The organism is Methanosarcina subterranea (assembly GCF_055385895.1).
Genome location: NZ_AP042426.1, coordinates 3,928,261 through 3,949,572, shown reverse-complemented (window position 1 = coordinate 3,949,572; position 21,312 = coordinate 3,928,261). Strand labels below are relative to the sequence as shown.

At 42.5% G+C, this 21,312-nt stretch carries 22 protein-coding genes and 1 pseudogene; 14 read left to right on the top strand and 9 right to left on the bottom strand.

The window, feature by feature from the left end:
* The first annotated feature begins 94 nt into the window (after positions 1 to 94).
* Both ACZ5A8_RS17205 and nadA read left to right on the top strand, forming a co-directional pair.
* On the top strand, positions 95 to 910 hold the full coding sequence (locus tag ACZ5A8_RS17205; protein ID WP_464534184.1) for an aspartate dehydrogenase: 816 nt from the start codon (positions 95 to 97) through the stop codon (positions 908 to 910).
* A gap of 323 nt (positions 911 to 1,233) precedes the next feature.
* Positions 1,234 to 2,148: a quinolinate synthase NadA gene (gene nadA / locus ACZ5A8_RS17200; RefSeq protein ID WP_464530534.1), complete on the top strand. Its 915-nt coding sequence runs from the start codon at positions 1,234 to 1,236 to the stop codon at positions 2,146 to 2,148.
* 178 nt (positions 2,149 to 2,326) lie between these two features.
* Here nadA and ACZ5A8_RS17195 read toward each other — a convergent pair whose 3' ends face one another.
* The gene (locus ACZ5A8_RS17195; protein ID WP_464530533.1) at positions 2,327 to 3,592 is read right to left on the bottom strand and encodes a PGF-pre-PGF domain-containing protein; all 1,266 of its coding nucleotides are present in this window, start codon (positions 3,590 to 3,592) and stop codon (positions 2,327 to 2,329) included.
* A 568-nt stretch (positions 3,593 to 4,160) separates the two neighbouring features.
* Between ACZ5A8_RS17195 and ACZ5A8_RS17190 the strand changes: the two genes are divergently transcribed.
* The gene (locus ACZ5A8_RS17190; RefSeq protein WP_464530531.1) at positions 4,161 to 5,030 is read left to right on the top strand and encodes a geranylgeranylglycerol-phosphate geranylgeranyltransferase; all 870 of its coding nucleotides are present in this window, start codon (positions 4,161 to 4,163) and stop codon (positions 5,028 to 5,030) included.
* Positions 5,031 to 5,085: 55 nt separating this feature from the next.
* Here ACZ5A8_RS17190 and ACZ5A8_RS17185 read toward each other — a convergent pair whose 3' ends face one another.
* Both ACZ5A8_RS17185 and ACZ5A8_RS17180 read right to left on the bottom strand, forming a co-directional pair.
* On the bottom strand, positions 5,086 to 5,211 hold the full coding sequence (locus ACZ5A8_RS17185) for a hypothetical protein (RefSeq protein WP_464530530.1): 126 nt from the start codon (positions 5,209 to 5,211) through the stop codon (positions 5,086 to 5,088).
* Positions 5,212 to 5,234: 23 nt separating this feature from the next.
* Positions 5,235 to 6,467, bottom strand: coding sequence for a methionine adenosyltransferase (locus ACZ5A8_RS17180; protein WP_464530528.1), 1,233 nt, complete (start codon positions 6,465 to 6,467; stop codon positions 5,235 to 5,237).
* Positions 6,468 to 6,696: 229 nt separating this feature from the next.
* On the opposite strand from ACZ5A8_RS17180, the gene ACZ5A8_RS17175 reads away from it, so the two are divergent.
* On the top strand, positions 6,697 to 6,834 hold the full coding sequence (locus tag ACZ5A8_RS17175; protein ID WP_464530527.1) for a hypothetical protein: 138 nt from the start codon (positions 6,697 to 6,699) through the stop codon (positions 6,832 to 6,834).
* Here the strand turns inward: ACZ5A8_RS17175 and ACZ5A8_RS17170 are convergent.
* A complete protein-coding gene (locus tag ACZ5A8_RS17170; protein ID WP_229390155.1) occupies positions 6,827 to 7,570 on the bottom strand; it encodes an RNA ligase partner protein in 744 nt (247 codons plus the stop codon). The two genes, ACZ5A8_RS17175 and ACZ5A8_RS17170, sit on opposite strands and share 8 nt — an antisense overlap.
* Positions 7,571 to 8,338: 768 nt before the next feature.
* Between ACZ5A8_RS17170 and ACZ5A8_RS17165 the strand changes: the two genes are divergently transcribed.
* Together ACZ5A8_RS17165 and ACZ5A8_RS17160 are read left to right on the top strand one after the other, a co-directional pair.
* Complete coding sequence (locus ACZ5A8_RS17165; protein ID WP_464530525.1) at positions 8,339 to 8,773, top strand: hypothetical protein; 435 nt, start codon at positions 8,339 to 8,341, stop codon at positions 8,771 to 8,773.
* 503 nt (positions 8,774 to 9,276) lie between these two features.
* Entirely contained in the window at positions 9,277 to 9,669 is a 393-nt protein-coding gene (locus ACZ5A8_RS17160) for a thioredoxin family protein (protein ID WP_464530524.1), read from the top strand.
* Between the two features lie 9 nt (positions 9,670 to 9,678).
* On the opposite strand, the gene ACZ5A8_RS17155 is transcribed toward ACZ5A8_RS17160, so the two are convergent.
* Complete coding sequence (locus ACZ5A8_RS17155; RefSeq protein ID WP_464530523.1) at positions 9,679 to 10,524, bottom strand: ABC transporter permease; 846 nt, start codon at positions 10,522 to 10,524, stop codon at positions 9,679 to 9,681.
* A gap of 131 nt (positions 10,525 to 10,655) precedes the next feature.
* The gene (locus ACZ5A8_RS17150) at positions 10,656 to 11,297 is read right to left on the bottom strand and encodes an ABC transporter ATP-binding protein (protein ID WP_464530521.1); all 642 of its coding nucleotides are present in this window, start codon (positions 11,295 to 11,297) and stop codon (positions 10,656 to 10,658) included.
* Positions 11,298 to 11,892: 595 nt separating this feature from the next.
* On the opposite strand from ACZ5A8_RS17150, the gene ACZ5A8_RS17145 reads away from it, so the two are divergent.
* From ACZ5A8_RS17145 to ACZ5A8_RS17125, 5 genes and pseudogenes are all read left to right on the top strand, one after another.
* Entirely contained in the window at positions 11,893 to 12,846 is a 954-nt protein-coding gene (locus tag ACZ5A8_RS17145; protein ID WP_322223977.1) for a deoxyhypusine synthase, read from the top strand.
* 4 nt (positions 12,847 to 12,850) lie between these two features.
* On the top strand, positions 12,851 to 13,516 hold the full coding sequence (pyrF, locus tag ACZ5A8_RS17140; protein ID WP_464530519.1) for an orotidine-5'-phosphate decarboxylase: 666 nt from the start codon (positions 12,851 to 12,853) through the stop codon (positions 13,514 to 13,516).
* A gap of 87 nt (positions 13,517 to 13,603) precedes the next feature.
* A pseudogene (gene sp26 / locus ACZ5A8_RS17135) lies at positions 13,604 to 13,678 on the top strand (small protein 26); the annotation flags it as partial.
* Positions 13,679 to 13,827: 149 nt separating this feature from the next.
* On the top strand, positions 13,828 to 14,943 hold the full coding sequence (tnpB, locus tag ACZ5A8_RS17130; RefSeq protein WP_464530518.1) for an IS200/IS605 family element RNA-guided endonuclease TnpB: 1,116 nt from the start codon (positions 13,828 to 13,830) through the stop codon (positions 14,941 to 14,943).
* Between the two features lie 592 nt (positions 14,944 to 15,535).
* Positions 15,536 to 16,351: an ATP-binding protein gene (locus ACZ5A8_RS17125; protein ID WP_464530516.1), complete on the top strand. Its 816-nt coding sequence runs from the start codon at positions 15,536 to 15,538 to the stop codon at positions 16,349 to 16,351.
* Positions 16,352 to 16,503: 152 nt separating this feature from the next.
* Here the strand turns inward: ACZ5A8_RS17125 and ACZ5A8_RS17120 are convergent, their stop codons facing one another.
* On the bottom strand, positions 16,504 to 16,740 hold the full coding sequence (locus ACZ5A8_RS17120) for a hypothetical protein (protein ID WP_464530515.1): 237 nt from the start codon (positions 16,738 to 16,740) through the stop codon (positions 16,504 to 16,506).
* Positions 16,741 to 16,813: 73 nt separating this feature from the next.
* Between ACZ5A8_RS17120 and iorA the strand changes: the two genes are divergently transcribed.
* From iorA to ACZ5A8_RS17105, 3 genes are all read left to right on the top strand, one after another.
* Positions 16,814 to 18,616 carry an indolepyruvate ferredoxin oxidoreductase subunit alpha gene (iorA, locus tag ACZ5A8_RS17115; protein ID WP_464530513.1) on the top strand — a complete coding sequence of 601 codons (1,803 nt, stop codon included), beginning with the start codon at positions 16,814 to 16,816 and terminating at the stop codon, positions 18,614 to 18,616.
* On the top strand, positions 18,613 to 19,215 hold the full coding sequence (locus tag ACZ5A8_RS17110) for an indolepyruvate oxidoreductase subunit beta (protein ID WP_464530512.1): 603 nt from the start codon (positions 18,613 to 18,615) through the stop codon (positions 19,213 to 19,215). The genes iorA and ACZ5A8_RS17110 overlap by 4 nt, the downstream gene beginning before the upstream one ends.
* Positions 19,216 to 19,507: 292 nt before the next feature.
* Entirely contained in the window at positions 19,508 to 20,764 is a 1,257-nt protein-coding gene (locus ACZ5A8_RS17105) for an RNA-guided endonuclease TnpB family protein (RefSeq protein ID WP_464530511.1), read from the top strand.
* A gap of 8 nt (positions 20,765 to 20,772) precedes the next feature.
* On the opposite strand, the gene ACZ5A8_RS17100 is transcribed toward ACZ5A8_RS17105, so the two are convergent.
* Together ACZ5A8_RS17100 and ACZ5A8_RS17095 are read right to left on the bottom strand one after the other, a co-directional pair.
* A complete protein-coding gene (locus ACZ5A8_RS17100) occupies positions 20,773 to 20,919 on the bottom strand; it encodes a hypothetical protein (protein ID WP_464530509.1) in 147 nt (48 codons plus the stop codon).
* A 64-nt stretch (positions 20,920 to 20,983) separates the two neighbouring features.
* A complete protein-coding gene (locus ACZ5A8_RS17095) occupies positions 20,984 to 21,286 on the bottom strand; it encodes a hypothetical protein (RefSeq protein WP_464530508.1) in 303 nt (100 codons plus the stop codon).
* Positions 21,287 to 21,312: the final 26 nt, after the last annotated feature.

The following is a 21,312-nucleotide window of genomic DNA, read 5'->3' as shown; positions in this document are numbered from 1 at the left end:
TTAACAATTATAATATAATCGATTATAGTTGATTGAAAAGATCAACTAACATAATAATTAAATCGAATTCATTGATTATTATCAGGAGCCTGGAATACTGAAAATAGGAATTATTGGTTGCGGATTTATTGGCGGACAGATTTGCAGGGCAATTGATAACGGGGAGATTAATGCAGAGCTGTATTCTCTCTGTGACTCTTCGGAGAGCAAGGTTCTTGAACTTGCAGCTTCCCTGAAAACATGCAGTCCTGCGTATATGAAGATTGAAGAACTCATACGCAGTGTAGACCTTGTCATAGAAAGCGCCTCCCAGAATGCTGTCAGGTTTATTGTACCCCAGGCCCTTCAGGCAGGATGTGATGTGATGGTCCTGAGTGTTGGCGCTCTTGCAGATAAGGAGCTGAGGGAAACTCTTTTCGGACTTGCAAAGCAGCACAATTGCAAACTTTACTTTCCTTCGGGCGCAGTTGTCGGCATCGATGGATTAAATTCAGCACATGCAGCCGGGATTTCTTCTGTCACCCTGACTACCAGGAAACCTCCTTCAGGACTCGTGGGAGCTCCTTATGTTGTGAAACATGGCATAGAACTTGAAAAACTCGAAAGAGCAACCGTACTTTTTGAAGGACCTGCCTCGGAAGCCGTAAAAGCTTTTCCTGCAAATGTTAATGTGGCAGCCACTATAAGCCTTGCAGGCATAGGTTTTGAGCGGACGGCGGTAAGAGTTATAGCTGACCCCTCTCTTTCCAGAAATGTGCATGAAATCACTGTAGAAGGAGAGTTCGGAAAGTTCTACACAAAAGTGGAAAACCTCCCTTCTCCTGAGAACCCTAAAACAAGTTATCTTGCAGCCCTTTCTGCAGTTTCTACTCTGAAAAAAATTCTCAATCCTGTCCAGGTCGGGACCTGAATTCTTCCAGGTCGGACCTTGAGGACTGAACCTGAATTTTCAGTATTCGGATATTTGAATTTAGATTTCCTGATTGAAAGCAGGCCGGGTTCACAAACATTATATAGTCCGAAGGAGTTAAGCACGTAAATCCTATGGAGAAGGTGACATGTATGCGAAAAAGCGCCTTATGGATATAATTTTTCCTTATTGCACTCCTTTCTGTGCCTAACATGTCCTTTTGCCAGATTGCCCTTAATTAAGAACTCAGCCAGACCAGATAACTTTAGCCTTACTTTATATTCCATATTCGTATTTTTCTCTCAAATATTTTTGGTGGTCCCATGCAACAAGCAGACCTTATAAAAAGGATCCAAGAATTGAAGTTAAAACGAAACGCAGTAATTCTCTCTCACTACTACTCCCGTCCCGAAATCCAGGACATTGCGGATTTTGTAGGGGATTCCCTTGCCCTGAGTCAGGAAGCTGTCTGCCAGAGCGCGGATGTTATCGTATTTTGCGGCGTCCATTTTATGGGGGAGAGCGCTGCAATTCTTTCTCCGACAAAGTCGGTCCTGTTGCCGGAAATCGATGCCACCTGCCCTATGGCAGATATGGTGGATGTGGAAGGCCTTAAACAACTGAAAGAAAAGCACCCCGATGCTCCGGTTATCTCCTATGTAAACAGTTCGGCTGCGATCAAGGCAGAATCTTATATCTGTTGTACCTCTGCCAATGCTGTAGAAGTAGTAAACTCTCTGGATGCCAAAAAAGTTATCTTTGTGCCTGACAAGAACCTGGCTGCATACGTTGCTGCCCGGACCGATAAAGAAATCATCCCCTGGGAAGGGCACTGTCCCACACACCACCTGGTCTTGAAGGAAGATGTCCTGAAAATGAAGGAAAAGCATCCTCAGGCTAAATTCATAGCTCATCCTGAATGCCGCCCTGAGGTCCTGGAACTTGCAGATCATGTGGCAAGCACGCGGGGCATGATCGTGTACGCGAAAAACTCGCCTGCACAGGAATTTATTATCGGTACCGAATGTGGGCTTATCCACGGGCTCCTTAAGGCAGCTCCTGAAAAAACATATTACTGCATATCTGAATTTGCCTGCTGCCCAAGCATGAAGATGGTCAACCTTGAAAAGGTCTTGGCTTCCCTTGAAAAGATGCAGTATGTGGTGACTGTCCCTGAAGACATGCGTGTCAGGGCAAAAGAAGCCCTTGACCGGATGCTTGCGGTAAAAGTAAAATAAGCTTTTACCTGCACACTTTTACCTGCATGTTTTACCCGTTTGCTGTTTGCCGCGTCTTCTGATCCTGGAGATATTTTGCTTTACTTCCAGTTTTTTCCTTGAGAGAAATTTGGGGAAAAACAATGTGAAGAGGTGAGGCAAAAAGCCTCACATATTTTCATGCTAAAAGTAAATCTTTTTAGATCTTTTTCTTTAATACACAGTATCCTGCAAGAATCATAAATAATGGTAGAGCGACTGCCATAAACGTTTTAGCCGCTTTCATAGGCTTTTCGTCTATGCCGTTTTGTCCTGTCAGGCTTCTCAGAGTTTTCTCTAATTGAGTTTCCTCTTTGTTTTTATTATCCTCTGCAGTATATTCCGTTATTGCAAAGAAGGAAAACCCAGGCGTTTTCGATTTAAAATAAACGTAATTCTCGTCTTCTCCAACTTTTTCGGTGTCAAGAGGCTTCCAGCCCCTATTGTACCATTGAAGGGTTATATTGGATTCACTGATGTTCTCATCTTCAATCCATGCTTTTTCAACTTTGAATTCTATAACCCCATTTTTAAGGGAAGTAGGAAGTCCTGCTGCATTATTTCCGACCCAGATATTCACATATTTATATATCTTACCGAGAGGGATTTTTGGGATGAGTGTAGATTTGCTTTTAAGTACTTCTACAGTCGCCGTTGTCTTTCTGAACGTCTTTTTTGCGTCATATTCAATATATGTTATGCATGTAACATTTTTCGGGAACTCATATTTAATATGATATCCACTTATCACGTTTCTGGTAGCAAGCTCCTTGATTTCTATATTGCTGGCCGGCTCTGCGGAAACCCCACTTCCTATGTTGCTGGAACCGGAACTCCTGCCTTCTTCGCTGTCTTGAATCTCTGTTGGCGTTGGATCTGGAGTTTCTGTTGGCGTTGGATCTGGCGTCTCTGTTGGTGCCGGATCTGGAGTTTCTGTTGGTGCCGGATCTGGCGTCTCTGTTGGCGTTGGATCTGGAGTTTCTGTTGGCGTTGGATCCGGAGTCTCCGTTGGCGTTGGATCTGGAGTTTCTGTTGGCGTTGGATCCGGAGTCTCCGTTGGCGTTGGATCTGGAGTTTCTGTTGGCGTTGGATCCGGAGTCTCCGTTGGCGTTGGATCCGGAGTCTCCGTTGGCGTTGGATCTGGAGTTTCTGTTGGCGTTGGATCCGGAGTCTCCGTTGGCGTTGGATCTGGAGTTTCTGTTGGCGTTGGATCCGGAGTCTCCGTTGGCGTTGGATCTGGAGTTTCTGTTGGTGCCGGGTCTGGAGTTTCTGTTGGTGCCGGATCTGGCGTCTCTGTTGGTGTTGGATCTGGGGTCTCTGTAGTTCCTGTATCGTTTGCAGCAGATACCATTCCAGGAATCATTCCAGGAATTATTATCATTATCAATAATAAGTAAATTAAAGATCTAAAAAAATCGGCTTTCATTTTTACTGGCCTCCGCCCGCACGTCCGTAAATAGAAATCTCTACTGTACACCGTAAGTCCTTAACAATTTATTATATTATTCATATAAACAAAATTTAAGACCTTCTTTTGAGTAGATTTCTCTTATAAACTGCAGGCATAAAACGCCTTCTTTTTTTCTCCAGGGTATAGAGTAGCTTTGAGCCCCCTTAGAAAAGGGTTAGGCAGTAAATTTGTTCTTATGCAATACTACAATCTGGCAACCAGTTAAACCCTTAAATTTCCCTGTACAGCCAGAGATTTTTCGTATAAAAGCTCGAATCTTATTTTGATTGCATCTCCTTTCCGTGAAGTTCTGCCCCACTGTAGCTTTCGCATGGATAGGGAAAAGCCTGATCTCAACAGCAAAAAATCGATGAATAAAGAGCTGCATCAGTCCATATCTCACTTCTTCGTCTCTGATGGAGAATTAGAGTTACTCCAGAAAAGGGCTTCCTGTGGTTTGCATAAAATCAGCAGATGATGTTTACATAATTGTTAGATACATTTCTGGAAAAATTTTAATACTTTATAATGCTGCTTTCTTCTGATGTCTACCGGAATACGCACATATCTGGAGCTTATGAGGTACGGAAACTGCCTGATGGCAGGTTTTGCAGCTATAATCGGAACCTTGATAGCCTTTAATATCCTGACCTCCGATCCTTTAAGTTCAAACATTGCAGGACCTTTGCCTTTTCTTGATACAGGTCTGGTGTTTCTGGCAGTATTCCTGGTTTCAGGTGCAGGAAATGCTATTAATGATTATTTTGACATAAGGATAGATTCTATCAACCGGCCTGAAAGGCCTATCCCATCCGGGCGGGTAAAGGCAAAAGAAGCTCTTTATTTTTCTTACCTCCTGTTTGCCCTTGGTACCCTGCTGGCTTTCTCTATAAATCCGGTATGCGGGTCAATTGCCCTTTTTAATTCCCTGCTGTTGATCCTGTATGCAAAGACCCTTAAAGGTACGCCCCTTTTAGGAAACCTGAGCATAGGTTACCTTACCGGCTCTGTCTTTTTGTTCGGAGCTTCGATTTTCGGGCTTGGGGGCATTGAAGTCCTATCCGTACTTTTCCTGCTTGCAGCTCTTGCCATCACAGCCCGGGAAATCGTAAAGGATATTGAGGATATGGAAGGAGACAGGATGGAAGGGGCAGACACCCTGCCCCTCAGGATCGGGGCGAAGAACGCAGGGAATCTTGCAGTGCTTATAGGGTTCTTTGCCGTACTTTTAAGCCCTCTCCCTTATTTCCTGTCCATTCTCGGACTTCGCTACCTTTACCTTGTTTCTCTGGCAGACCTCGGGTTTATTGCAGCCATTCACCAGCTGCTTGTGCAGAATAACCCTACAAAGTCCTCTAAAATGTTTAAAATAGCCATGATTTTTGCCCTGATAGCTTTCATTGCAGGAGTGTAAACTTTATATAAATTTAAAAAACCTGCCCGAACCTGCTGCCTGTTCACAGCAGTAATTAAGGGTTATAATCCTGATTTTGCCGGTTGTTTCCCAGAGGGATCTGCAGAGTCTCGACTCTCAGGTTATTTTTATTGTCGGGCAGCTGGCAGATCGGTCTTCTCAGGACTGAGAACCTTAGCAAGGATTGCAGCCTAAGTAAATAGATTAGCAGATAAGTTTCTTTCCTGCTACAAGTTCCATTGAGAAGGAATGAATGTTTTCAAGTTCTTTTTCTATAACTTCCGCAGCCTCTTTTTCTACATCTCCTGCTGCACCTTTCTGCATAATCAGCTGGGCAGTTGCAATCTGAGGCTGGTCAATCGGGGTCCCGATTTCGCTCAGGAGCCAGACATATACCTCGGAGACATCGGGAACCTGCCTGTAAATCTCTGCTGCGATCCTGTGGGAAAGGAGATTGTATATCTTCCCTATGTGGCTTACAGGGTTCTTCCCTGCTGCAGCTTCACTGCTGACAGGGCGGTTTAAGGGGATTATCCCGTTTACACGATTTCCGCGCCCCACCTCTCCGCAGTCGGCGTCTTCTGCAGATGTGCCTGTAACCGTTGTGTAAATTCCATCCATTCCCCTTCCAGGCATGTCCAGGGTGTTAAGGGAGGCAGTGGGTTTTGCACAAATGCAGGCCTCAAACTCAGCTCTTTCTTCTTCTGCAAACCCGGCGGTAAACTCTTCGATCCGGTCATGCAATTCTATCTTCTTTCTAAAATAGTCCTCTTCGGATTCGACAAACATATCCACTAGAGGTGCAGCAACCGTGAGATGGATGTCTTCTTTATGCCTGAGTCCCATGACCTTTATATCTTCTCCGGACTCCGGACATTCTTTTTTGAACCCCTTTGAATTAAGATAGCGTTCAGTCTCGAGCACCAGTCTTTCGGTAGGGCTCAGAGGCGCATATCCGACTGCTGCGGATGTATCGTTTGCCCCGAGTACCTTTCCTCCTCTGTTAAAGATATCCGTAAGTTCCGCAGAGCCTCTTTTGAGTTCCACCTGGTAAATCACGCTTTCAGAGTCCACAAAACGAAGTTTCTCCGAAAACCATTCTTTTGCCGTATCAACTGCAAGACCGGAAACATCGATTTCAACTCCCTCGTATTCGAAGGTTGCCCTATCTCCAATTATCAACCGCATAGGGCTTACAACCCTTCCTCCTTCAAACTTCCCTTCTACCTGTCCTGCAACAAGCATACCCTTGTCTATATTATGGTGTAAAATTGTCCCGAAGGTCTCAAGGTATTTCTGGCTGAGGTTTACGGAAATCTGTTCCATAATTGCGTCGCAGATATAATCCGGGTGCCCGAGCCCTTTTCTTTCAACAACCTCTACCTTCTGGCGGTAAACTTCCGAAGCTTTCAACTCTTCTATGACAATATTTCTCAAACTCTTTCCCCCCAGATTGCCCTTAAGGGCGTGACAGATACAGCATTGATATGATACAATTGTCTTATAAAGCATATCTGATAAATTATTGATCTGATAAAGTATTGATTAGATACAGCAGTGATATGATAAGGTACTGATATTATGAATGCAAGTGAAGAACGATCATATGTTTGTCAATAAATGCATCCCGGCGAAACGGTCGGTGAATATTCAATGGAGACGTGTAATGAGCTCAGGAATAAAGGAAGGCAATCAACAGGATTCTTCTTCCCAAGCAGACATAGCAGGGAAATTCCAGATCATTATCCTTGCCATTAAATCCATCAGTTCTGTTTCATTGAGTCTTTCCCAGCCTGTTAAATGAACTCTACTTCCTCTGAATCCCCTTTTTCCTTTTTATCTCCGTTACCCTTTTCTTTTTCTCCTTCCGGAGAATGCTTTAGATATTCTTTGAGCATCATCGGGAAGGTGTTTGCAGGTACAAAACGAACTCCAAGTTGCTCTGCCCATTTTTCAATTCCATAGTCACTTGCAATGACAGCTGCATCAAGTTCTTTGGCAAGGATGAGGACATCAATGTCAGGTGCACTGTCAAGGATCCCATATCTGAGAGCTGCTCTGTACTTGTTCCTGAATTTGCCGATTATCCCGCCAATAACTTCTCTTTCAACCTCTTCTCTGTACTCTTTTTTCTTATTTTGTGGGTTCTCCATAAAGAGGCATTCGGTTGCTGCCTCCCATATCGAATCTTCTGCAACCCCCATCCCCCGGTTAATCCTTTCCCTCATGTAAGACACATATTCGTGGAATATCTGTGAGGTTACATCAACTCTATAGCGGTCAGGAGATTTTTTCACAAGCCAGGTATCTATTTTTGCTATAACCTCCCTGTCGCAGCCGTTGCGGCTTGCAAATTCGTACATCTCCTTGTACACTGATGGATAGGGAACATAACAACTGATCCCGAACTGCAGGCGGGCATCGGCTATAAGGTCAAGTATTGCTTTCATTCCCTCACAGAGGGATGTATAACCCATAACCTCCCGGGTCTGCAGGTCCGTTAGTGCTGTAGTATCCAGCACGAATCTCTGCTTAAGCATTTTTTTCGAGTCCTTTTATACTTCTTTTCCCTTCTTATGTATTGATCAAAGAACAATAAAATTCTTTGTTTTATTTCCCTATCCTACCCCTGCGTATCTAATTTTCCTTATTAACCTATTTTTTGTTCCTGTCCTATCTTTTATTTACCTTTTATTTTGTTTCTGCCCTATCTTTTATTTACCTTTTATTTTGTTTCTGCCCTATCTTTTATTTACCTTTTATTTTGTTCCTGCTCTGTACTTTTATTTACCTTTCCCAAGCCTGTTTTTGTTCTCTCTCCCTGCCGATTATATGGTGTATATCTCTCTTTTTCATTCTTTGATTGTGGTCTTTTCTGGAGAATCATACTTATGTTTATAAATCCTTCATCTATTCTTAACTAATATTTGTGTTATTATTCATTAAATCCTGATCAAAATGAATAACTGTATATACTTTTAAAACCTATATTTACATAGGGAAGTTTGAACCATAAGCTAAAAAGCGGTTTGAAACATAATTTGTATATTGTTTTCTCGGATTGTTCTTGCTTGAGTGCGTAAAGTATTTCCGGGAATACATTGTAATAAAATTATATATGTTTTCTTCCTTATCGCTTTTCCTTAGTTTGGGACAGGACTTCTCTGGCTGAATTGCCGGCAGCTTATATATCCGGCAGGGTGAAAATTTATTATAAAGGTGTGAAAGATACTGAGCCGGAGTAGAAATACTGAAAAATTGACCGGTTCTGTATGATATGGATAAATAGGCTAAAAATGGGGAATTAAATGAGTGCAAACACGGAAAGTTTAAAACCTTTTGTAGGCTCAGCACAGGGTTTTGTGAGGAATCCTCTGAAGAAGGGAGGCGACACAATGAAAGAATACTGTAATATCTGTGGTCGGGAACTGCTGGAAGATGTGCTAGTTGTGGACACCAGTCTCGATATGAAACCAATCAAGTTCAGGGATATTCACGGGGAAAAATCCGATCTGATATGCATTGAATGTGCAATTGATTCGGTTGAGAACCCCCCCTTTGTATGTACAAGGTGCGGACAGCCAATAGAGTTTAACGAAAAATTCTATGTATTTAAGGAAGCAACTACAAAACCTGGTGGTCCCAGTGTAGATTTCAAAGAAACATGCCTCGATGACAAGTATATCTGCAGCACCTGCTTCGATGAGACTATGAACCCTGATTATGAAGAAAAAGAGGTTTGAATAAAAAGCAGTGTCTGCTGAATTCTGTCTTCTAACCCGCCCTGAAGCTTTTAACGATATGTAAAAAGCGGGGACAGCTGCCAGAAGAATCAGGGAATCCAAAAAAGACAGAACTGATCTTACAGTTCTGTTCACTAGCTTTTTCTCAGGCTTATCTCTATTTTTATATCTAGAGAACTTTGTTTTTAACCTTATCTAAGCTACTGAAATTTTTCTTGTTATTTACAAAACTTCTGTTTCCACTCTTAATTACTCTTTATTACTTTTAAGCACTTTTATTTACTATCCGTTTTCTGGAATCGTGAGATTGCAAATGGCAGATCTCATAAACCTGAATCCGCAAATGCATGAACTTTAATTCCATAAAGACATAAATATTGCATTAATTAAAATTAAAAGAATAAAGTATCTTTATTGTAAAAACCACATATTCTATTAATCTTAAGAGCAAGTTAAAGAACATAATTCATCTATCTCATAATTTCTTTTAAGGGGGTAATCGATTGAACGGAAGTAATATTATTGAAATTGAAGATGCGACCTGGGGACAGCAGGTGGAAAGTTCCGGAAAGCCGGTTGTTGTAATGTTTTACAGTCCTGCCTGCCCGTATTGTAAAGCTATGGAACCATATTTTGAGGAATATGCTAGGGAATACAAAGCTTCGGCAGTTTTTGCCAGAATAGATATATCAGCAAACCCCTGGACTGCAGAAAGATACGGAGTTCAGGGCACTCCGACGTTCAAGTTTTTCTGCCATGGAAGGCCTGTGTGGGAGCAGGTAGGCCAGATTTATCCTTCAATATTGAAAAATGCGGTCAGGGATATGGTCCAGTATGGTGAGGAATGCATAAGAAAAAGCACTCCGATAGGACAGGACATCACAGGGTATGTGTAAGCTTTAAGATCAGGTCCGATGTGTCTTTTTCTCCTTTTCTCCTTTCCTTTTTCCTTTTCCCCTGTCTTTTTCTCTGTATATTTCCTTTTTTACCAGCCCATACTCGTCAAAAGTAGTATATATAGTGCTGAGGATGCTAAAGGTAGTACTCATAGCTGTGGACACATAAAGGGCAACCATAATTGAAATCTGGTACTTGATTGCAAGGGTAGGGCTTGCACCTCCGAGGATCTGCCCTGTCATCATTCCGGGAAGGAAAACAACCCCTGCAGTTGCAATATTAGCAAGAGTAGGTCTGAGCGCAGAACGAAGGCATTTTCGAATATAAGGTATCAGGGCTTCATACTTGCTTGCTCCGAGAGAGAGACTGTAAAGGTACCTGTTTTCATTTCTGCGGATGTCCTCATAAAATTCTCCCATGCCCACAATGTTGCCCCTGAGTGAGTTCCCAAGAACCATGCCTCCTATGGGGATCAGGTAACGGGCTTCGAGAAGGTTTCCAAGGTCGAGCACGAATTCGTTGAAGTACAGCAACACGCTTAAATTCGCTACAGTAAAGGAGAGTATAACCGGCAGAAATAGTTTTTCCATTTTGAGTTCGACATTGCGGATGGTTGTGTAGCTTGCAATTGCAACCATTCCCAGAACCCATGCCAGGTTCAAAGCCCCATTGTTCAGGTCAAAGACATAGGTTAAAAACACGCCTACCATTCCCAGCTGGACTGTCATGCGGGCAACCGCGTCTAAAGTTGTCCGGGAGATACGGAGTTTTATCCTGTAACTGATTACCAGGGGAATCACAAGTAGTAGAAAGCAGAGTATCAGGGAAGGTATTGATATATCAGGGCTTGCCATCTGAAAATCCCTCTCTTTATTTTCATGCAGCGCTTTTTATTCAACTATTTATCCACACCTTTACCATTTCTTTTCAAGATTTGACCTGTTTCTATTCTTACAGAAGGATGCTACACTTCCGGCAATACCTTTCAGTCAGAGCCATTTTTTCCTATATCCACAATTTTCACTCCATCCCTTTCCCACTCTCTATCATGTGAAACTACAAAGAGGGTCCAGTCCTTATGTTTAAGAAAATAGTCAACAACCCTTTTTTTAAGCTCGGAGTCAAGAGCTGAGGTTGCTTCGTCAAGCAGGAAAATCTCTCTTTCAAGCAACAGGGATATCAGGATTCCTATCCTTTGTTTTTCTCCTCCTGAAAGATTTTCAAAGTTTTTATCAAGCATGTCTTTTTCAAGCTCGAGCTCCTTCATAAGAATGTGAAGTTTTTCAGGATTGACTCTTTCCCTGTTAGAGTGGTAAGAACGGACTTCATCAAGCAGGTCTCTTACAGGTCCTTCACCGAGGTCCATGTCCTGAGAAACATACGCTACATCTTTTCGAACCTGCCAGGCTACATGAGGGCTTAAGGGCCTGCCCATGTAATACACCGAGCCTTCGGAAAGCTTTCCAAATCCGAGAATTATTTTTAGTAGAGTGGATTTGCCGGTTCCTGATTTTCCTTTCATCAGGATCTTTTTTCCTTTCGGGATACAAAGAGAAAAATTAGAAAGAACTTTTTTGCTCCCGAAATGTATGCCAGCATTTTCATATCTTATTACTTCATCCTGCATTCTGTTTCATCCTGCATCTTTGCCCATTACCTTCCCACTCTATTCCCACTCTATTCCCACTCTATTAATTTATTTTTCTAATTTATATATTTCTGACCTTTTTCTACAGATTTCCATTTACCTTTTCTTTTCAGGCTTTTTACAGAACAGGTTTCTTTTTTGCAGTCCCGGAAGATTTCCTGCAGTTTCCGGAAGAGAAAGTTTATCTATACCGAGGTGTTCACATAAATCAGTTCCATATAGTTACTTGCGTGAAAATAATAACTATTATCTAAAATCAAAAACGATGATTATCCGAGAAATTATAGATTCTCAGGTTATTTTGAGATTATATTACTTTGAAATATAGATTTGTCTGCAGGAGAATTAAACTTCAATCCGCTTAAGCTGGCATATCCTCATCCCGGGTTTACTACCAGTACTACCAGCGATTAAAGTGACTGCAGGTGGCAGGTTGCATATATATTCGATATCCTACGTAATATTTGATATCCTGTATTACAGTCTGCATACTTATTTCAGCATGCATTCTTTTGCTACACGCTAAGGAATAACACAATTATGTTTTAATAATGTTAATCTCTGAGGAATAAAAATGGACTTTGAAGCTTCTGCTAAAAATCTTACAACTCCGGTCAAAGGGGCTAAGATAGTCCCTAACATGACTGTAGACGAGCTTGTGAGGGAATACAGCGGCTGTGCCTTTGGTGCAGGCAGGCTGGCTGAAGCCGTGGACATCTATTATGAGATGCTGGCTTCCGAGAAAACTACGAAATTTTTCGGGCTTGCGGGGGCAATGACACCGGCAGGCATGAGGAATATTGTTGCGGACCTTATCCGGGATGGGTACATAGATGTGCTTGTCACAACCGGAGCTAATATGGTGCATGACACGGTTGAAGCCCTTGGTCTCCACCATTATAAAGGGTCGGATTGTGCAAATGATATCCAGCTCAGGCATGAATGTATCGACAGGATCTACGATGTCTACCTCCCTGACCAGCACTTTACGGATCTTGAAGAATTTCTACAGGGGGTTTATGCAGGGCTTCCACAGGAAAAACTATCTATCCGTCAGGTCCTTACCGAGATCGGAAAAAACCTGGACGACAATTCCTCAATCCTGAAAACCGCAGCAGAAATGGGTGTGCCGGTCTACTGCCCTGCTCTTCAGGACTCTGTGATAGGGCTTCAGGCCTGGCTGTACAAAGAAAACAACCCTTTGAATGTGGACGCTTTTGCGGATATGCATGAGTTTATGGAAATTTGCTATGAGGCTGAAAGTGCAGGCGCTATGCTGCTTGGAGGAGGCGTCCCCAAGAACTATATCCTGCAATCCATGCTTGTGACTCCCAGGTCCTTTGATTATGCAATCCAGCTAACAATGGACCACCCTGAAACCGGAGGCCTGAGCGGGGCAACGCTTGACGAAGCCCAGTCCTGGGGAAAGGTCGGGGAAGATGCAAAATCAGTGACCGTGTACGCAGATGCGACCATTACTCTCCCACTTATAGTGTCGGCTGTGCGGACACGTCTTTCAAAAAGGTGATTTGATGGAAAGGAACACCTGTATGATCCTTGCCCTGGACGTAACTGACAGGGAAGAAGCGCTGAAGATTGCAGAAGATGTCTGGGAATTCGTGGACGCAATAAAAGTAGGTTATCCCCTCATTCTTGCCACAGGGCTTGGGATAATCAGGGAGCTTGCCGAATTTGCCCCGGTTATAGCTGATTTTAAGGTTGCCGATATCCCGAACACAAACCGCCTTATCTGTGACCAGGTCTTTGAAGCAGGCGCTGATGCGGTTATTGTGCAGGGCTTTACAGGCAGGGATAGCCTTAACGCCTGCATTGAAATTGCTTCCGAATACAGAAAGGACGTGTTCGTTGTAAGCGAAATGAGCCATCCCGGCGGAGCCGAGTTTATGCAGCCAGCAGCAGAAGCGATTGCAAAAATGGCACTTGAAGCAGGAGCTTTCGGGCTTGTTGCTCCAGCCACGCGGCCCGAAAGGGTGAAGAAAATCAGGAGAGTTATCGGAGATAAACTTACCATTATTTCTCCCGGCGTAGGCGCTCAGGGAGGAAAAGCCTCTGACGTGATTGCTGCAGGGGCAGACTGGGTGATTGTAGGCAGAAGCATCTATAAAGCAGAATCTCCTAAAGAAGCTGCCCGTGAGATCGCTGAGGAAATTCAGGCTGAGCTCAGGGGCGAAAGCTGAAGAATTTTTAATCTGGAAGAGAATATTTCTCTAAGAAAGTATTTCTAAGAAAATACACTCTATGAAAATATTCTCTAATTATTCTTTAATCTCAATTACGTGCCTGTGATGAAAAATCTAGCTGATTTCATGATGAGCCCTATGAGTTCTGAGGCACGAAAATTACCCATTTCTGATATAATTTTAACTTTGAGGCGGGAAGTCCCCTTCCTCGGAGGCATCAGCCGACAGGTGGGGGATGAAAGCCGTCAACTTCATTATAGGAAGTTTAACAAACCCTATATATATCTTTAAAACTTATAATCTATAGTATGTTAAAAGCCTACAAGTGCCGAATCTACCCAGATAAAGACCAAGAATTATTCATAAAAGTAAATTTTGGTGCATGTAGATTTGTCTATAATTGGGCTTTAGAACAGAAAATAAAAACTTATCAGCAAAATAACAAATCGATATCAAGGTTTGATTTACAAAGGATTTTAGTTCATGAAGTAAAACCTTCTAACGAATGGTTGAAAAAAGCTAATTCTCAGGCTCTACTTGCTTCTTTAGTAAACGTAGAATCAGCATTTACGAAATTCTTTAGAGAGAAATCTGGTTTCCCTAACTTCAAATCTAAGAAAAACCCAGTTCAATCTTATCAAATGCCACAACATTATTCGGTAGATTTTGAAAGAAACCTTATCAAACTACCTAAGATTGGGGAAGTCGAAGCAGTTCTTCATAGAAAGTTTGAAGGCGATATGAAAACTGCAACCATTTCAATATCGAGTACAGGAAAATACTTCATATCTATTCTTGTGGATGACGGAGAAGAACTTCCTGCTAAACAGGGGATATCAGAATCGAGTACCATAGGAATTGATGTAGGCATCAAAGATTTTGCAATCCTTTCTAATGGGGTAAAAGTTGAGAATCCCAAATACCTGAAAAACTCTCTAAAAAGAATGAAATGTTTGCAGAAAAGAGTGAGTAAGAAGGTTGAAGGTTCCAATAACCGTAACAAAGCAAGACACCATCTTTCAAAAATCCATGAAACTATTAGCAATCAGAGAAATAATTTCCAACACCAACTCTCTTCTAAACTTATCTGCGAGAACCAAGCTATATCGTTGGAAACTCTGAATGTTAAAGGCATGGTAAAGAATCATTGTCTGGCTCAATCCATTTCTGATGCTGGATGGAGTAGTTTCGTAACCAAACTTGAGTATAAAGCTGAATGGTTGGGAAAAACCATCTTACGTATAGGAAGATTTGAGCCATCTTCAAAGATTTGCAATGTATGTGGTTATTATAATGGTAATCTGACCTTGAAAACCAGAGAATGGGTATGTCCTGATTGTAAAACCACGCACGACAGAGACATAAATGCTGCAATCAATATCAAAAAATTCTCTCTTCAAGATCAAAATCTTATAGTTATCTGACACCTACGGAACGTAGGGGATGGGCTTGTGGACTTGCGAACAGTCGTTCGAGGGATGAAGCAAGAAGCCCCTTCCTCGCCATCAGGCAGGAAGGGGTAGTTCACTAACTTAGAGATGCACAGAAAAATAAAGATTAAATTGAAGATTAGACGCTCGAATTCCTATAAAAAAATCAAAACATACTTAATTATATACTAAAAGTTCATAATTATTTATTGGGGATCTTGCTCACCCCCATTACATCCTATGTGCCAACACGGAGAGGTTTGACGAGATCGTTTTGCCTCCCACGACCACCTGTTAATCTCCATTTAAAAACGGAATTTTCTCTAACTATTTGATGTCTATTTCTTGACTTTTTATCCTATTATTTGTGGCTTATATTCTCGTATATTATTCCTGTATTTTCCTGAAGTTAATTTATTTCTTCTGCTTTACTTTTCTCATTCATCTTTTCCTCCTTTATCTTTCTGGACATTCCGGATGGACATTCCGGGCGGGAAAATGCTTAAAGGAAAATGTTTAAAGGAAAGCGCTTAAAGGAAGTGCTTTTAACTCAGCAGGATAAATTACTGGGATAGGTGAACTTTGTATGAGAATAGCAGTGTGCGGGAAGGGGGGAAGCGGAAAAAGTACGGTTTCTGCTCTCCTGGCAAAGCAGATGGCAAAAACAAAAAATGTGCTTGTACTTGACATAGATGAGTCCAATTACGGGCTGCATAGCCAGCTGGGAATGGCAGCTCCGCGGGACCTTATGGAATATTTTGGGGGAAAAAAGAGTTTTAAGGAAAAGCAGAAGTCATCTCCCAAGAAGACTCAGTTCTGGGGGCTTGCAGCTGAAAATAATGCAGGGCAGCAAAAGCAACAGCAGTCCCGATTTTTTGAGAAAAGATGGAGTTTCTCTGATATCCCGCCTGAATTTGTGGAAGAAAAAGGGAATCTCAGGTTGATGGCTGTTGGAAAGATTCACGATTACGGAGAGGGCTGCGCCTGCCCTATGGGAGTCCTGACAAGGGAGTTTCTTGAAAATCTTGACCTTGGGAAAGACGATATTGTAATTGTGGATACCGAAGCCGGAACCGAACATTTCGGGCGTGGAGTTGATAAGGACTTTGACCTGATTCTTGTGGTTGTTGACCCTTCTTACGAGTCCCTCAAGCTGTCAAAGAAGTTTGATGAGTTTGGTAGCCAGTGCGGGTGCAGGGTCTATTTTGTGCTTAACAAGGTCGAACCGGATATAAGAGAAGAGATGCTAGGTTCTGTGAATTGCGTGAATGTCGTGGCTGAGATCCCTGCAAAAAGAGAACTTTTCAAAGCGTCCCTGAAAGGCGAAGAACTCGACGTTGAGCTTGAAGAGATTGCAAAGCTTGCAGAGCTTCTGGGAAAAGCCAGTTCATTGACTCATTGACCTATTCATTAACTCAAGGGTTCCGGGCATCTGACTGTATTTTCGATCTCCCCTCTGTTTCTTCTTTTCGAAGCCTCCAGTTAGCCGTAGCTGTGGTTTTAGCCCCCTGTTGTCTGAACTCAGTGCCTGGATTAGCACTGCATCTGGCAACTCTAATCTACTTTTTCCCTGATTATCTCAAGCAAACGGACATATCCATTTTTCAGGATTTTGCTTTCGGGTTGTATGTCTGTGCGTTGCCTGATCATGCAGGAGAAAATTCTCTGGCAATTATCCGAAAGTATATTATTGATCGTGTTATTTGGATAATGCAAAAGTTTTACTTGGTTTGCAGACAGCAGGTTTTGTTTGCCGGAGCTGTCTTCTCCAAACTCCTTATCTATTGGCATTGATTTACAGAGAACTGCATTTAAACTGTTATTAAAGTTGCATTTTATTGTTTAACACGGTGGAGACTTAATTATGACAATGCGTGAGTACATGCTTGGAAACGTGGCTATTGCCCGGGGGCTTCTCGAAGGCGGCGTGCAGGTTATTGCAGGCTATCCCGGGACTCCTTCTTCGGAGATTATAGACACGCTTGCTTCCCGCGAAGACCGGGACTACTATATAGAATGGTCTGTTAACGAAAAGGTTGCAATGGAAGTTGCAGTCGGAGCCGCCTGGGCAGGGGTCAGGTCTGTCGTAACAATGAAGCACGTAGGATTAAATGTTGCAGCCGACCCTTTCATGACCCTTGCTTATGCAGGCACAAAAGGCGGGCTGATCGCAATCGTAGCTGATGACCCTTCCTGCCATTCGTCCCAGAATGAGCAAGATACACGGCGCTATGCCCAGTTTGCTCTTGTGCCCTGTTTTGATCCTTCAACTCCCCAGGAAGCCAAAGATATGCTTCCCTATGCTTTTGAGTTTTCGGAAAAATTCGAAATTCCTGTAATCTTCAGGCCCACAACCCGGATCTCACATGGAAAATCGGATATAGAGCTCGGGGAAATCCCTGTAGATAAACCGGCTCCCCATTTTGAAATACTTCTCGACCGCTGGGTAATGCTGCCAAAGAATGCCCGCCCCCGCCATACCCATCTCCTTTCTATCCAGCAGCCAATGGAGGATGAGCTTGCAAAATCCCCATGGAACACCCTTGAACTCAAATCCGATGCACGGCTGGGAGTAATAGGTGCAGGCATTGCATCCGTTTATGCAAAAGAAGCCATGCAGGAACTCGGGCTTGAAGCTTCTTTCCTGAAGATTGGGACCTATCCTATTCCGAAAAAGCTTGTCCTGAAGTTGCTTGATACGGTTGACACCGTTCTTATCTTTGAAGAGCTTGAGCCGATTGTCGAAGAGCAGGTAAGGATCCTTGCCCAGGAAGCCGGGCTTGAGGTCTCAATTCTCGGGAAAGAAGGAGGGTTTGTACAGAGAGAAGGAGAACTGGATATAAGCGCCTTCCTTGAAACCCTGAAAAAAGTTTTTGGCCTGGACATTGAACACGAGTCAGGAAAGGTTTCTCTTGAACTCGCCCCGCGCCCGCCTGCTCTCTGTGCAGGCTGCTCTCACAGGGCAACCTTCTATTCCATGAGAAAGGTCTTTGGAAAGGACGCTATCTATCCGAGCGATATCGGCTGTTATACCCTCGGAATCCAGAGTGGGACTGTTGAGACAACTCTCTGTATGGGTTCAAGCATAAGCATTGCTTCCGGGCTATATCATGCAGGAGAAAAGCGCCCTATCTGCTGTTCTATAGGGGATTCAACCTTTTTCCATACGGGTATGAATTCTCTTCTGAATGCGGTCTTCAATAAAGCCAATATAACGGTTACCATTCTCGACAACCGAATCACGGCTATGACCGGGCACCAGCCAAACCCAGGAGTCGGCTTTACGGTTACCGGAGAGCCCACAGTCGAAGTATCGCTTGCCAAGCTCTGCAGGGCTATGGGAGCTGGCTCCGTAGCTGTTGTTGACCCCTACAACCTTGAAGAGATCCAGGAAGCTTTCAAAGCCGCAAAGGACTTTGAAGGCACAGCCGTAGTTATTGCAAAACAGCCCTGCGTGATCTCAGGAAAGAGGGCAGGGATCAGGCGGGTCCCGTATATCGTTGACCCTGAAAAGTGCGAAGGCTGCAAACAGTGCGTCAAGTTCGGCTGCCCGGCAATCGAATTCGACGAGGAAAATGAATGTACTGTAATTACTGCCCTGTGCAGCGGGTGTGGAGTCTGTGCGCAGATCTGCAAGTTTGAAGCTATCCGGGAGGTGAAGAGATGAGCCACGTTGAAGGAGATAGAAAACTCGACCTCCTTATCACAGGAGTCGGCGGGCAGGGGGCAATCCTTGCTTCGGATATCATAGGAAAAGCCGCAGTTATTTCAGGGCTTCCCATCAGGGCAGCAGAGACTCACGGCATGGCACAGCGCGGAGGTTCGGTTGTAAACCACATAAGGCTGGGGATCGATCTCGGGTCAATGATCCCTAAGAAAGGCGCAGATATCATGCTCGCCCTTGAGCCCATGGAAGCAGTCCGGTATCTCGATTTCCTTAAGGACGGCGGGGTGGTCATAGTAAACACACAGCCAATCATCCCTGTAACCGTTACCTCAGGCCTTGCAAAATACCCCGAGGTCCAGGAGATCCTTGACACTCTTTCTGAAAAATACATAGTCAAAGCCTTTAATGCAGACGAACTGGCTTATGAAGCCGGGAGCAGGCTTGCAATGAACGTGGCAATGGTCGGGGCAGTCTCCGTCTACCTGCCAATTCCAAAAGAGACACTGATTGAGAGTGTTAAAGCCCTCGTGCCACAGAAGACAGTTGAGATCAATGTCAGGGCTTTCGAGATGGGAAGGAGAAAAGTCGAGGAAAGCTAACAAAAATTGAGAAGGAAAATAGAGGAAAGACAAACCTTTCCTTTTTATTTTTTCAGGTATTGTTTTTATAGGTTTTAAGTTATCGGGCTTTGACTCTTTTTTGGCTTCAGTACTTTTAATTCTTTAAACTTTTAATCCTAAAAATTTTTAATTTTTGAACTTTTACGAAAAAAGAAGGCAGAATGCCCGTTACTTTAGTGGCGGGATGAATGCTGTCAACTTCCGTATATTTAACCCTTTTCGATAAGTATTGACTTAATATAAGTTCAAAACCTATATATACTTGATTAGTATGAGAAAAGGAAGTTTATATAGGATTTATCCTGAACAGGGCCAAAAGCAAGTGCTTGAGCAGCATTTTGGCGGTGTCCGTTTTCTCTATAATAAACTTCTTCATACTAAATCTATATTATATAGTCAGTGTGGATGTAATATCCCAAGATCAGAACTCGATAAACACATTCTTGTCTTAAAAGATATTTATCCGTGGTTGAAAAATGTTAATTCTCAATCTTTACAACAGGCAAACAAAAACTTAGATACTGCTTATCAACGTTTTTTTAAAGGATTGGGGGATTATCCAGCTGAAAAATTAAAGAAAAAGCAACATTTCTCTTTCCAGATACCTCAACATTATAAAATTAACTTAACTACTTCTGAGATATTTCTACCTATTATTGGCTGGATTAAAATCAATATCCATAGACCACTTTTTAAACCTGAATTCTTTGAAACTCACATCAAAACAACTACCATTAATGATAAAATCATAGTTGAGAAGGATCTTAATTCAGAATTCTTAAGAACTGCTACCGTTTCCAGAACATCAGCCGGAAGATACCACATTAGCATCTTGACCGAGGATCTGAATAAATATCCGGTAACTCAACAATATTCCGAATCAACTCTGGTAGGTGTTGATGTTGGAATCAAGACATTTGCAACCATATCTACAGGTGAGAAAATTGAGAACCCCAAGTTTCTTAAAAAATCTATAAAGAAACTTAAAATGCTACAAAAAAGAGTCAGTAGAAAGGTTAAAGGTTCTAAAAACCGGAAGAAAGCTGTTAAGAAACTTGCAAAACAACATCAATTAGTTTCAAACCAGAGAACTAATTTTCAGCATAAAGTTTCATTGTCACTAATAAGCGAAAACCAAGCAGTTGCAATTGAAACTTTAAATATAAAAGGTATGATTAAGAATCACAAATTAGCTCAAGTTGTGGCTGATTCTGCATGGAGCAGTTTTGTAACAAAGTTGGAGTATAAGGCTCAATGGTTTGGCAAGACAATTTTGAAGATTGGAATGTTTGAACCATCTTCTAAAAATTGTCATGTTTGTGGATACCATAATTCTGAATTAACTTTAAAGGATAGAGAATGGCTTTGTCCTTCTTGTAATACAAACCATGACAGAGATATTAATGCAGCCATCAACATTAAACAATTTGCAATTAATAATCTAATCACCTCTGGAACAGAGGGTAGAGCCTGCGGAGTTATTCTCAAAAGAGAGAGCCGTGAAGCAGGATGCCCGTCATTTCAATGATGGGTAGTTCACTGAGCACTCAGCTCTTTTTTCTTCACTTTAAAAATTGCCTTCAGCATAAGTGCAAACAGAATTACAAAAATCTGTGCAAGCACAAGCCCTATCAAGTTTGAGAAGGCATCTGCTACGCTCGCAACGTGATACGGCAGGAACACTGGAATATTTCGTTCAGTATGCCGTAAGCAGTCCCGATGCATACTGCGCAGATTGCCGAATATCTTACAGTGACTGGTTTTTCGAACTTAAAAACACAAAATAAAGTAAAATCCCGAGCCCAAAGTAAATTCCTACGTGCCCTGAGTCTATTGATGCTTCTTGAACCGCTTGCAGTGAAGCAAGTAAAATATCCATTGCCGAAGACAGGTTATTAGTAAGGAGAACATTTCTGAAAGGGTATCCCATGCTCATTTTCAGGATGTGTTTGAGATCTCCTATGCCGGCACTGGCTGATAGGTGAAAGACCATGACTGCATATAAAATAGTAATTAAAATAAAAAAACGGGATTTTTCGAGTTTTAACATTTTATCTCTAAGAGCGTATCTTAAAA

What these genes read in the sequence shown, in the direction of transcription:
- nadA (WP_464530534.1), top strand. Translation starts at nt 1,234, where the DNA reads ATGCAACAAGCAGACCTTATAAAAAGGATCCAAGAATTGAAGTTAAAA.
- ACZ5A8_RS17195 (WP_464530533.1), bottom strand. Translation starts at nt 3,592, where the DNA reads ATGAAAGCCGATTTTTTTAGATCTTTAATTTACTTATTATTGATAATG.
- ACZ5A8_RS17190 (WP_464530531.1), top strand. Translation starts at nt 4,161, where the DNA reads ATGTCTACCGGAATACGCACATATCTGGAGCTTATGAGGTACGGAAAC.
- ACZ5A8_RS17175 (WP_464530527.1), top strand. Translation starts at nt 6,697, where the DNA reads ATGAGCTCAGGAATAAAGGAAGGCAATCAACAGGATTCTTCTTCCCAA.
- ACZ5A8_RS17170 (WP_229390155.1), bottom strand. Translation starts at nt 7,570, where the DNA reads ATGCTTAAGCAGAGATTCGTGCTGGATACTACAGCACTAACGGACCTG.
- ACZ5A8_RS17165 (WP_464530525.1), top strand. Translation starts at nt 8,339, where the DNA reads ATGAGTGCAAACACGGAAAGTTTAAAACCTTTTGTAGGCTCAGCACAG.
- ACZ5A8_RS17155 (WP_464530523.1), bottom strand. Translation starts at nt 10,524, where the DNA reads ATGGCAAGCCCTGATATATCAATACCTTCCCTGATACTCTGCTTTCTA.
- ACZ5A8_RS17150 (WP_464530521.1), bottom strand. Translation starts at nt 11,297, where the DNA reads ATGCAGGATGAAGTAATAAGATATGAAAATGCTGGCATACATTTCGGG.
- ACZ5A8_RS17145 (WP_322223977.1), top strand. Translation starts at nt 11,893, where the DNA reads ATGGACTTTGAAGCTTCTGCTAAAAATCTTACAACTCCGGTCAAAGGG.
- pyrF (WP_464530519.1), top strand. Translation starts at nt 12,851, where the DNA reads ATGGAAAGGAACACCTGTATGATCCTTGCCCTGGACGTAACTGACAGG.
- tnpB (WP_464530518.1), top strand. Translation starts at nt 13,828, where the DNA reads ATGTTAAAAGCCTACAAGTGCCGAATCTACCCAGATAAAGACCAAGAA.
- ACZ5A8_RS17125 (WP_464530516.1), top strand. Translation starts at nt 15,536, where the DNA reads ATGAGAATAGCAGTGTGCGGGAAGGGGGGAAGCGGAAAAAGTACGGTT.
- ACZ5A8_RS17120 (WP_464530515.1), bottom strand. Translation starts at nt 16,740, where the DNA reads ATGCCAATAGATAAGGAGTTTGGAGAAGACAGCTCCGGCAAACAAAAC.
- iorA (WP_464530513.1), top strand. Translation starts at nt 16,814, where the DNA reads ATGACAATGCGTGAGTACATGCTTGGAAACGTGGCTATTGCCCGGGGG.
- ACZ5A8_RS17110 (WP_464530512.1), top strand. Translation starts at nt 18,613, where the DNA reads ATGAGCCACGTTGAAGGAGATAGAAAACTCGACCTCCTTATCACAGGA.
- ACZ5A8_RS17105 (WP_464530511.1), top strand. Translation starts at nt 19,508, where the DNA reads ATGAGAAAAGGAAGTTTATATAGGATTTATCCTGAACAGGGCCAAAAG.
- ACZ5A8_RS17095 (WP_464530508.1), bottom strand. Translation starts at nt 21,286, where the DNA reads ATGTTAAAACTCGAAAAATCCCGTTTTTTTATTTTAATTACTATTTTA.